The sequence below is a fragment of the Diaphorobacter sp. J5-51 genome, from assembly GCF_001023515.1.
In the GTDB taxonomy this organism is placed as follows: Bacteria; Pseudomonadota; Gammaproteobacteria; order Burkholderiales; family Burkholderiaceae_C; genus Diaphorobacter; species Diaphorobacter nitroreducens.
The window spans coordinates 19,291-30,710 of sequence record NZ_JSYI01000105.1; the positions used below are offsets into that span (position 1 = coordinate 19,291).

The 11,420-nt window shown below is 67.9% G+C and carries 8 protein-coding genes; 6 read left to right on the forward strand and 2 right to left on the reverse strand.

Annotated elements, in window-relative coordinates:
- Positions 1–20: 20 nt before the first annotated feature.
- Positions 21–2,426: a xanthine dehydrogenase molybdopterin binding subunit gene (gene xdhB / locus OX89_RS13935; RefSeq protein WP_047351066.1), complete on the reverse strand. Its 2,406-nt coding sequence runs from the start codon at positions 2,424–2,426 to the stop codon at positions 21–23.
- Positions 2,423–3,946, reverse strand: a complete 1,524-nt coding sequence (gene xdhA, locus OX89_RS13940; RefSeq protein ID WP_047351067.1) for a xanthine dehydrogenase small subunit — start codon at positions 3,944–3,946, stop codon at positions 2,423–2,425. The genes xdhB and xdhA overlap by 4 nt, the downstream gene beginning before the upstream one ends.
- Positions 3,947–4,126: 180 nt before the next feature.
- Here xdhA and OX89_RS13945 point away from each other — a divergent pair, with 180 nt between their 5' ends.
- From OX89_RS13945 to OX89_RS13970, 6 genes are all read left to right on the forward strand, one after another.
- Positions 4,127–5,728, forward strand: coding sequence for an ABC transporter ATP-binding protein (locus OX89_RS13945; RefSeq protein WP_047351068.1), 1,602 nt, complete (start codon positions 4,127–4,129; stop codon positions 5,726–5,728).
- Positions 5,715–6,788 (forward strand): ABC transporter permease, encoded by a 1,074-nt coding sequence (locus OX89_RS13950; protein WP_047351069.1) that lies wholly within the window; start codon positions 5,715–5,717, stop codon positions 6,786–6,788. The genes OX89_RS13945 and OX89_RS13950 overlap by 14 nt, the downstream gene beginning before the upstream one ends.
- On the forward strand, positions 6,788–7,708 hold the full coding sequence (locus tag OX89_RS13955) for an ABC transporter permease (protein ID WP_015913827.1): 921 nt from the start codon (positions 6,788–6,790) through the stop codon (positions 7,706–7,708). The genes OX89_RS13950 and OX89_RS13955 overlap by 1 nt, the downstream gene beginning before the upstream one ends.
- Positions 7,709–7,738: 30 nt before the next feature.
- Positions 7,739–8,887, forward strand: coding sequence for a BMP family ABC transporter substrate-binding protein (locus OX89_RS13960; RefSeq protein ID WP_047351070.1), 1,149 nt, complete (start codon positions 7,739–7,741; stop codon positions 8,885–8,887).
- A gap of 84 nt (positions 8,888–8,971) precedes the next feature.
- Positions 8,972–10,126 carry a BMP family ABC transporter substrate-binding protein gene (locus tag OX89_RS13965; protein ID WP_047351071.1) on the forward strand — a complete coding sequence of 385 codons (1,155 nt, stop codon included), beginning with the start codon at positions 8,972–8,974 and terminating at the stop codon, positions 10,124–10,126.
- A 204-nt stretch (positions 10,127–10,330) separates the two neighbouring features.
- Positions 10,331–11,383 carry an adenosine deaminase gene (locus OX89_RS13970; RefSeq protein ID WP_015913824.1) on the forward strand — a complete coding sequence of 351 codons (1,053 nt, stop codon included), beginning with the start codon at positions 10,331–10,333 and terminating at the stop codon, positions 11,381–11,383.
- The last annotated feature ends 37 nt before the right edge of the window (positions 11,384–11,420 follow it).

The window sequence follows — 11,420 nt, forward strand, 5'->3', positions numbered from 1 at the left end:
TGGCCGCACACGGCGGCGGGTTACTCCAGCCGCCCGATCGCGCGCAGCACGTTCTCTGCCGTGGCGGGCGCGGTCAGTTGCACGGGTGCGCGCGCATCGCCGCCGCCGTCCCCCCGGGCCGCAGCGATTGCATTGCGCAGTGCTTCGTACACGCTGATGGCCAGCATGAACGGCGGCTCGCCCACGGCCTTGCTGCCGCCCACGTTGTCCTCGCGGTTGGGCTGGTGCCACAGCTGCACGCGCAGGTGCTCGGGCACGTCGCCCGTGGCGGGGATCTTGTAGGTGCTGGGGGCGTGCGTGGCCAGGCGTCCTTCGTCGTTCCACACCAGTTGCTCGGTGGTAAGCCACCCCATGCCCTGCACGAAACCGCCCTCGATCTGGCCGAGGTCGATGGCCGGGTTGATGCTGTGGCCCACGTCGTGCAGGATGTCCACGGCCAGCACGCGGCTCTCGCCGGTGTGGGTGTCGATGGCCACCTCGGTGCAGGCGGCGCCATAGGCGAAGTAGTAGAAGGGCCGGCCGGTGAGCGTGGTCTTGTCGTAGTGGATCTTGGGCGTGCGGTAAAAGCCGTCGCTCCACAGCTGGATGCGGTTGGCGTAGGCCTCCTTCACCACGTCCTCCCAGCGCCGCGTGCGCTTGGGGGATATGACCTGCCCACCCGCGAAGCGGATGGCGCCCGCGCCGCAGCCGTCCAGCCCGCAGACGAACGCCGCCAGGTTGTCGCGCACATGGCGGGCCGCGAACTGCGCGGCGCGGCCGTTCAGGTCGGTGCCGCTGCTGGCGGCGGTGGCGCTGGCGTTGGGCACCTTGGCGGTGTCGCTGGTGGTGACCAGCACGCGGGAGAGGGGCACGCCCAGCTCATCGGCCACGATCTGCGCCACCTTGGTGTGCAGGCCCTGGCCCATCTCGGTGCCACCGTGGTTCACCTGCACGCTGCCGTCGGTGTACACATGCACCAGCGCCCCGGCCTGGTTGAACAGCGTGGCCGTGAAGCTGATGCCGAACTTCACCGGCGTCAGGCCCAAGCCGCGCTTGAGCACGGGGTTCGCGGCATTCCATGCCGAAACGGCCTCTTGCCGTTGCCTGTAGAGCGCGGACTGCTCCAATTGCGGTAGCAACTCGTGCAGGATGTTGTCCTCCACGGTCATCTGGTAGTGGGTCACGTTGCGCTCATGCAGCCCGTAGAGGTTGGCCAGGCGCACGTCCAGCGCGTCCCGGCCCAGGGCGCGGGCGATGTCGCCCAGAATGGTTTCGATGGCGATCACCCCCTGCGGTCCGCCAAAGCCGCGGAACGCGGTATGGCTCTGGGTGTGCGTCTTGCAGCGGTACGAGGCGATCTCCACATGCTCCAGGAAGTACGCGTTGTCGCAGTGGAACACCGCGCGGTCGGCCACGGGGCCGGACAGATCGGCGCTGAAGCCGCAGTTGGCGGCCATCATCAGTTTGAGGCCGGTGATGCGCCCGGCGTCGTCAAAGCCCACATCCCATTCGTAGGCGAAGGGGTGGCGCTTGCCGGTGACCATGAAGTCGTCGTCGCGGTCCAGGCGCAGCTTGACTGGCCGGCCGAACTTGTGCGCCGCCAGCGCCGCCCACACGGCCAGGTGGCCGGCCTGCGTTTCCTTGCCGCCAAAGCCGCCGCCCATGCGCCGGCACTCCACGCGCACCGCGTGGCTGTCGATGCCCAGCGCATGCGCCACCCAGTGCTGCACCTCGCCGGGGTGCTGGGTGCTGGAGTGGATCAGCCACTGCCCCTGTTCCTGCGGCAGGGCATAGGCGATCTGACCCTCCAGATAGAAATGCTCCTGCCCGCCGACTTCCAGACGCCCCTGCAGGCGGTGCGGCGCCTGCGCCAGCGCCTGGGCCGCGTCGCCCCGGCGTACGTGCACGGGCGGTAGAACATAGCTCTCGGCGGCCAAGGCGTCCTGTACGGTGAGGATGGCGGGCAGGGCGGTGATGCTCAGCTTCACCTGCCGCGCCGCGCGCCGCGCCTGCATGACCGACTCGGCCACCACCAGGCCGATCACCTGGCCGATGTGTTGCACCGTAGCCTGAGCGAACACCGGCTCATCATGGGCGAACGCCGCCAGTACCGGATCGCCCGGAATGTCCTGTGCCAGCACCACGCCGTGCACACCCGCGAGCTGCAGCGCGGCTTGCGTGTCCACGCTTTCCAGCCGCCCGTGCGCCACGGTGCTGAGGATGGGGGCGGCGTAGAGCGTGCCCTTTACCTCGGGCAGGTCGTCGATGTAGTGAGCGCTGCCCGCCACCTGTGCGCGTGCGCTCTCGTGCGCGTGGGGCTGGCCCATGGCGGGCTGGCCCATGGCGGGCTGGCCCATCGCGGGTTGGGTCATGGCCGGTGGGTTGCCAGCGGCCGCGCGGCCAGCGGTCGTGCGCGCAGTGGGAGCGTGGTCGTCATCGCGCTTCATGGCGTGGCCTCCAGCGTCAGGGGTTGCAGGCGCTCCAGCGCTGGGGTTTCCGCACCGCCGCGGGTCTCGCGCCAAAAGCGGCGCACCAGCGCGCCTAGCACTTCACGGCGATAGGCGCCGCTCGCGCGCATGTCGCTGATGGGGTTGAATTCGGCCTGCAGCACGGCGGCGGCGCGCTCCGCCGTTGCGGCGGTCCAGGGCTGGCCGGTCAGCGCAGCCTCGGTCTGGCGGGCGCGTGCCGGGGTGGCGGCCACGCCGCCCGCGCCGATGCGCGCCTGGGTGATGGTCTGCCCTTCGATGCGCAGCTGGATGGCCAGGCACACGGCAGAGATGTCGTCGTCGAAGCGCTTGGAGACTTTGTAGGCCGCCAGCCGCTGGTCCGCCAGCCCCTGGTCCGGCGTGGGCAGAGGTAGGTGGATGAAGGTGAGCAGCTCGTCTGCCGCCAACTGGTTCTGCCGGTAGCCGGTGTAGAAATCCTCCAGGGGCATGCGCCGGCTGCCGCGCGTGCTGGCCAGCTCCACCTGCGCCCCCAGCGCGATCAGCAGCGGCATCGAGTCGCCAATGGGCGAGCCGTTGGCCACGTTGCCCCCCAGCGTGCCGCTGTTGCGCACCGGCAGACCCGCAAAGCGCGCGGCAAAGCGGTGCAGTTGCGGCCAGCGGGCCTGCAGCGCAGAGAAGGCATCGGTGAGCGATACGGCCGCGCCCAGCGTGAGCTGGCCGTCGTGCTCGGCCACGCCGGTCAGTTCCGCGGCGCGCGTCACGTCCAACAGGCGCGGGAAGCGGCGGTGCTGCTTGGTGATCCACAGGCCCAGGTCGGTGGCGCCGGCCACCAGTTGCGCGTCGGGGTGGGCGGCGCGCGCGGCCAGCAGATCAGGGAGCGTGGCCGGCGAGATATAAGAGAAATCGGCCTCTAGCGCTTGCGGGGTAAGCGCAAGTAGCTCCAATTGTTGTAGCAATGCGGTTTCATCCACCTGCACGCGCGGCAGTTGCTGCATCTGCTGCGCGGCATCCAGGATGGGGCGGTAGCCCGTGCAGCGGCACAGGTTGCCCGACAGCGCCTCGGCCGCCTGCGTGCGCGTGATGCCTCGGTTCTGGCAGACCTCGTTCTGGTACAGGCCGAACAGGCTCATGGCAAAACCCGGCGTGCAAAACCCGCATTGCGAGCCGTGGCATTGGACCAGCGCCTCCTGCACGGGATGCAGTGCGCTGCCCTTTGGGCCGGACGCGGGCCGGATCAGCGGGTCGTGCGCCAGATCCTCCACCGTCCACAGCGCCATGCCGTCGATGGAATGGGCCAGGCGGATGCAGCTGTTGACGGCCTGGTAGTGCATGCGGCCCTGGCGCGCCTCGCCCAGCACCACGGTGCAGGCGCCGCAGTCGCCTTCGCCGCAGCCCTCCTTGGTGCCGGTGGCGCCCAGGTCCTCGCGCAGAATCTCCAGCAGGGTGCGGTCGGGCGCGATGCCGTGCAACTGCACGGTCCGGCCGCGGCGGATGAAGCATAAGGGGCGGGGCGTTGTCATGTGCCCAAGGGTATGCCGCAGGCGCCGGCTTGACCATAGGGCGGTACACATAACCCCGCCGGCGTGGTTGGTGGCCGACGGTTTGCTATAAAAAAAGTAGCTGCTGGCGCCCGGTGGGTCGGCGCCGCATGCTGTTTTGATTCCAGGCAGCCGTCCAAAAAACTAGGAGACAATCGCAGGATGAATCCCTCACCCCCTTCTGCCCCCGCCACCGGCGCGCCGCGGCTGCAGCTGACGGGCATCACCAAGCGATACCCGGCCGTGGTGGCCAACGATGGCGTATCGCTCACGGTGCAGCCCGGCGAGGTGCATGCGGTGCTGGGCGAGAACGGCGCCGGCAAGTCCACGCTGATGAAGATCATCTACGGCGCCGTGAAGCCCGACGAGGGCCAGATGCTGTTCGACGGCCGCCCCGTGCAGGTGCGCAATCCGCAGGAGGCGCGCCAGCTGGGCATTGCCATGGTGTTCCAGCATTTCAGCCTGTTCGACACCCTGACCGTGGCCGAGAACGTCTGGCTGGGCCAGGACAAGAGCGTGCCGCTGGCCGAGGTGGAGCGCCGCATCCGCGCCACGGCCTCCGAGTACGGCCTGGGTATCGACCCGCTGCGGCCCGTGCACACCCTGAGCGTGGGCGAGATGCAGCGCGTGGAGATCATCCGCGCGCTGCTCACGCAGCCCAAGCTGCTGATCTTGGACGAGCCCACCTCGGTGCTCACGCCGCAGGCGGTGGACAAGCTCTTCGTGGTACTCAAGCAATTGGCCAGCGAGGGATGCAGCATCCTGTACATCAGCCACAAGCTGCATGAAATCCGCGCGCTGTGCACGGCCTGCACGGTGATGCGCGGCGGGGTGGTCACAGGCGTGTGCGATCCTTCGCAGGAGTCCAACGCGTCGCTGTCGCGCATGATGATCGGCGCCGAGCCGCCGGCCCTGGCGCACCGTGAGGTGACCACGGGCGGGGTGGTGCTGCGCGCCAGTTCCTTGAGCCTGCCGGCGGCCGACCCCTTCGGCGTGCCGCTCATCGACATCGACCTGGAGGTGCGCGCGGGCGAGGTGGTGGGCATTGCCGGCATCTCGGGCAATGGGCAGAAAGAGCTGCTCTACGCCCTGTCGGGCGAGGACCAGCGCGCCGCGCCCGCCATGGTGCAGGTGGCGGGGCCGCAGGGGCTGGTGCCCGTCGGCCGCATGAACCCGCGCCAGCGCCGCGCGCTGGGCCTGCACTTCGTGCCCGAAGAGCGCCTGGGCCGCGGCGCCGTGCCCAGCATGGGGCTGGCGCACAACCTGCTGCTGACCCGCACCGATGCGGTGGGCGCTTTCGGCTGGCTGCGCATGGGGCAACTGCAGGCGCAGGCGCGCGCCATCATCGCGCGCTTTCAGGTCAAGGCGGGCGGGCCGAATGCGGCGGCCAAGTCGCTGTCGGGCGGCAACCTGCAGAAATTCATCGTGGGGCGCGAGATCGACGCCGGCCCGCGTCTGCTCATCGTCTCGCAGCCCACCTGGGGCGTGGACGTGGGCGCGGCCGCGCAGATCCGCGGCGAGATATTGAAGCTGCGCGACCAGGGCTGTGGCGTGCTGGTGCTCAGCGAGGAGTTGGACGAATTGTTCGAAATCTGTGACCGGCTGCACGTGCTGGCCAAGGGGCATCTGTCGCCGTCCGTGCCACGCGCCGAGGCGACGGTGGAGCGCATCGGCGAATGGATGAGCGGCCTGTGGCACGCCGAGGTGCAGGCGCACCTGCGCGCGACCAGCGCACCCGAGGAGGCCGGCCATGCTCAAGCTTGAGGCGCGCCCCGAGGCGTCGCGCCTGTTCGTTTTTGGCTCGCCGCTGCTTGCGCTGGCGATCACGGTGCTGATCGGCGTGCTGCTGTTTGCGGCCCTGGGCAAGGACCCGGTGCGCGGGCTGCAGGTGTTCTTCTGGGAGCCGATCAAGTCGCCCTATGCGTTGGGCGAATTGGCGGTGAAAGCCACCCCGTTGCTGCTCATCGCGCTGGGACTGGCGGTGTGTTTTCGCTCCAATGTCTGGAACATTGGCGCGGAGGGGCAGTTCGTGATCGGCGCCGTGGCTGCGGGCGGCGTGGCACTGCTGGCCGACAAGGCCACCGGTCCGTGGATCGTGCCTGTCATCCTGGTTGCCGGAGTGCTGGGGGGCATGGCGTGGGCGGGCATCACGGCGCTGCTGCGCGACCGCTTCAATGCCAACGAGATCCTGGTCAGCCTGATGCTGGTGTACGTGGCCACGCTGTTGCTGGGCTATCTGGTGTACGGCCCCTGGAAGGACCCGATGGGCTTCAATTTCCCGCAGACCAAGATGTTCGAGCCCGTCACGCAGATGCCCAAGCTGTTCACGGGCTCGTGCGTGACCATCGGGTTGCCGCTGGCGCTGCTGGGTGCGGCGCTGCTGTGGGTGTTTCTGTTCCGCATGCGCGCGGGCTTCGCGCTGCAGGTGGGCGGGCTGGCGCCGGCGGCGGCGCGCTACGCGGGCTTTTCGTCGCGGCGCGCGCTGTGGACGGCGCTGCTGATCTCCGGCGGCCTGGCGGGCCTGGCGGGGGCGCTGGAAGTGGCCGGACCCATTGGCCAGCTCACGCCGTATGTCCCGGCGGGCTATGGCTTTGCGGCCATCATCGTGGCCTTCGTAGGGCGGCTGCATCCGGTGGGCATGGTGCTGTCGGCGCTGCTGATGAGCATGTTCTACATCGGCGGCGAACTGGCGCAGTCGCGCATGGGGTTGCCGAAGTCGCTCACGGGCGTGTTCCAGGGCCTGCTGCTGTTCACGCTGCTGGCGTGTGACACCTTGATTGCCTACCGCGTGCGGTGGGTGGGTGCCAGGGGAGGGCGCGCGTGATGGAATCGTACGCATTGCTGCTGGGCAGCACGCTGAGCGCCGGCACAGTGCTGGCCATCGCCGCGCTGGGCCTGCTGATCAACGAGAAGGCCGGCATCGTCAACCTGGGGGCCGAGGGCATGATGCTGTGCGCGGCCATCGCCGCGTTTGCCACCGTGGTGCACACGGGCAGCTTCACGCTGGGGCTGCTCGCGGGCATGGCGGCCGGCGCGGTGCTGGCGGCGCTGTTCGGCGTGCTGGTGATCTGGTTCAACACCAACCAGTACGCCACCGGCCTGGCCCTGAGCCTGTTTGGCGTGGGCTTCTCGGCCTTCGTGGGCATCGGCTATGTGCAGGCCAAGCTGCCGGACACGCCCAAGTTCGCCTGGCCGGTGTTGGGCGATCTGCCGGTGGTGGGCCAGGCGCTGTTCAGGTTGCACCCGCTGGTCTATCTGACCGTGGTGCTGGTCGCGCTCATGGTGTGGTTCCTCTACCGCACGCGCGCCGGCCTGGTGCTGCGCTCGGTCGGCGAGTCGCCCGAATCCGCCCACGCGCTGGGCTACCCCGTGCGCGGCATTCGCCTGGGAGCCGTGGCGGCGGGCGGTGCGCTGTGCGGGCTGGCGGGCGCCTACATCTCCACCGTGTACACGCCGCTGTGGGTGGAGGGCATGGTGGCCGGGCGCGGCTGGATCGCGCTGGCGCTGACCACTTTCGCCACCTGGCGGCCCGCGCGCGTGCTGCTGGGCGCCTACCTGTTCGGCGGCGTGACCATGCTGCAGTTCCACCTGCAGGCCACGGGCGTGCAGGTGGCCAGCCAGTTGCTGTCCATGCTGCCCTACGTGGCGACCATCGTGGTGCTGGTCCTCATTTCGCGCAACCCGGCCTGGATTCGTGCGAACATGCCGGCCGCGCTCGGAAAGCCGTTCCATCCGGGCAGCTGACCCCGTTTTCCATCCATAAAACCCATCGCAATGAACGTACTGAACAAACGATCCCTTTTAAAGGCTGTGGCCCTGTCGGCTGTGGCCCTCGCCACGCTGGCGGCCTGCGGCAAGAAGGAAGAGGCGCCTGCCGCCGCACCGGCACCGGCCGCCGCCCCCGCGGCCGACAAGCTGAAGATCGGTTTCATGTACGTGAGCCCCATCGGCGATGGCGGCTGGACCTACCAGCATGAGCTGGGCCGCAAGGCGATCCAGGAGAAGTTCGGCGATCGCATCGAGACCTCGTTCGTCGAGAGCGTGCCCGAGAGCGCCGACGCCGAGCGCGTGATGCGCGACATGGCAGGCCAGGGCAACAAGCTGATCTTTGCCACGAGCTTCGGCTACCAGGAGTTCGTGCAGAAAGTTGCGGCCGACCTGAAGGACGTGAAGTTCGAGCACGCCACTGGCTACAAGCAGGCCGACAACGTCGCCACCTACGACACCAAGACCTTTGAAGGTGCATACCTGGCCGGCATCGTGGCGGGCGGCATGAGCAAGACCAAGACCGTGGGGGTGGTGGCCTCGGTGCCGATCCCCGAAGTGGTGCGCAACATCAACAGCTTCGTGCTGGGCGCGCAAAGCGTGGACCCGTCGATCAAGGCCAAGGTGGTGTGGGTCAATGAATGGTTCAGCCCGCCCAAGGAGGCCGAGGCCGCCGCATCGCTGCTCAACGGCGGCGTGGACGTGATGTACCAGAACACCAACTCGCCGGCAGTGCTCAAGGCGGCAGAGGAGCGCGGCGCGCGCGCCTTCGGCAAGGACGGCGACATGAGCGCCTATGCGCCCAAGGCGCACCTGGGCTCGGCCGTGATCGATTGGGCGCCCTACTACACCAAGGTGGTCGAGGACACGCTGGCCGGCAAGTGGCAGGGCGGCGCGCACTGGTGGGGTGTGAAGGAGGGGGCGATCGACCTCTTGAAGATTGCTGACGACGTGCCGCAGGAGATCAAGGACCGCGTGGCCAAGGCCAAGGCAGGCATGCAGGACGGCAGCTTTGCCGTCTGGACCGGTCCCATCAAGGACAACGCTGGCAAGGAAGTGCTGGCCGCCGGCACGGTGGGCGACCTGAAGTTCCTCTCCGGCATCAATTTCTACGTGGCCGGCGTGGAGGGCAAGGTGCCCGGCACCGACGGCAAGTGACAAACGCGGGCGCGCCCCTCAAGATGGGCGTGCCTTTTGCTTTGAAACCTGGGTCCGCTTTCACATTCCGACGAAAGAAAAACCATGACTGATCTGCGCAAACGTTCCCTGTTCCAGATGGCTGCACTGACGGCCGTCGCCGCCACCGCTTTGGTGGCCTGCGGCAAGAAGGAGGAGCCGGCTCCGGCGGCCCCCGCGCCGGCTGCGGCACCAGCGGCTGCGGCCGGCCCGCTGAAGATCGCCTTCGCTTACGTGGGACCTGTGGGCGATGGCGGCTGGTCCTACGCGCATGACCAGGCGCGCAAGAAGCTGGAGGCCGAGTTCGGCGACAAGATCCAGACGTCGTACGTCGAAAGCGTGCCCGAAGGCCCAGATGCCGAGCGCGTGCTGCGCGACATGGTCACGCAGGGCAACAAGCTGATCTTCGGCACCACGTTCGGCTACATGGACGTGATCCAGAAGCTGGGTGCCGAGTTCAAGGACGTGAAGTTCGAGCACGCCACCGGCTACAAGACCAGCGACAACACGCGCATCTACGACAGCCGCACCTACGAGGGCGCGTACCTCGCGGGCATCATCGCGGGCGCCATGACCAAGACCAATACGCTGGGCGTGGTGGGCTCGGTGCCGATTCCCGAGGTGATCCGCAACATCAACAGCTTCACGCTGGGCGCGCAGAGCGTGAACCCGCAGATCAAGACCAAGGTGGTCTGGGTCAACGAGTGGTTCAGCCCGCCGAAGGAGACCGAAGCCGCTACTTCGCTGATCAATGGCGGCGCCGACGTGCTGTTCCAGAACACCGACTCGCCCGCCGTGCTCAAGACCGCACAGGAAAAGGGCAAGCGCGCCTTCGGCTGGGACAGCGACATGACGGCGTACGGCCCCAAGGCCCACCTGGCGTCGGCCATCATCAACTGGGCTCCGTACTACACCAAGGCCACCAAGGACGTGCTGGAAGGCACCTGGACCACCGGTCAGCACTGGTGGGGTGTGAAGGAAGGCGCGATCGACCTCGTCTCCATCGCCGAGGACGTGCCCGCCGAGGCCAAGGCCAAGGTCGATGCGGCCAAGAACGGCCTGAAGGATGGCAGCTTCGTGATCTGGAAGGGCCCCATCGTGGACAACGCGGGCAAGACCGTCCTCGACCAGGGCGCAGTGGCTGATGACAAGTTCCTCACCAGCATCAGCTTCTACGTCAAGGGCGTGGAGGGCCAGGTGCCCGGCGGCGACAAGAAATAAGCGGCCATTGCCGCACCAGGCGGCTTTCTTTGTGGGGATCGTCCGCCCGGTACAACGAGCCACCCTTCGGGGTGGCTTTTTTGTCGGTATGGCCATGCCCGCCGTTGCGGGCCGGGAGGTGTTGCACATGGGCGCCGACAAGGCATCATCGGCCTACCGCCGCGACGTCCCGTAGGTTGCGGCCTCATTTTTTGGAGCCTGCCGATGTTCAAGGTCCCGCCCATTCCCGCCGAACGCCTGCCCGGCCTGCTGAGGGCCATGCCCAAGGCCGAACTGCACATCCACATCGAGGGCTCGCTCGAGCCCGAGATGATCTTCGCGCTGGCACAACGCAACGGTGTGCCGCTGCCCTACGCCAGCGTGGAAGAACTGCGCCGTGCCTACGCCTTCACCGACCTGCAGAGCTTCCTGGACATCTATTACGCAGGCGCCAGCGTGCTGCTGCATGAGCAGGATTTTTACGATATGGCCCGCGCCTATCTTGCGCGAGCAGCTATGGATAACGTAGCGCATGCGGAAATCTTCTTCGACCCGCAGACGCACACCGCGCGGGGCGTGCACATCGAGACCGTGATCAACGGGCTGCACCGTGCCTGCGCGGACGCGCGCAGCAGCCACGGCCTGTCTGCGTCGCTCATCCTGTGCTTTCTGCGGCACCTGAGCGAGGAGGATGCCCTCGCCACGCTGGAGCAGGCCCTGCCTCTGCTGGACCGCATCGTCGGCGTGGGGCTGGACAGTAGCGAGCGAGGCCACCCGCCCGAGAAGTTCGCCCGCGTGTTCGAGCGCTGCCGCGCCCTGGGTCTGCATGTGGTGGCCCATGCGGGTGAAGAGGGTCCGCCGGCCTATATCTGGAGTGCGCTGGACGTGCTGCAGGCCGAGCGTATCGACCACGGCGTGCAGGCCGTTCACGACCCAGCGCTGATGCGCCGACTGGCCGATGAGCGCATACCGCTCACCGTGTGCCCCTTGTCCAACCTGAAGCTGTGCGTGTTCCCGCGCCTGGCCGATCACAACCTGCTGCAGCTGCTGGAGGCGGGGCTGGCGGTGACCGTGAACTCCGACGATCCCGCGTACTTCGGCGGTTACGTCAACGACAACTTCACGCAGCTCTTCGCGGCGGTGCCGGCGCTCACGGCGCGCCATGCCTACCAGTTGGCCTGGAACAGCTTCGAGGCCAGCTTTGCCGCCGAAGCCGACAAGCGCGCATGGCACCACCGGCTCAAGGAGTGCTTCGAGCAGTTCACGGAGAACGACTGAGTAACCGTCTTCGAAGTCAAGCGCAATGAAGCGACTT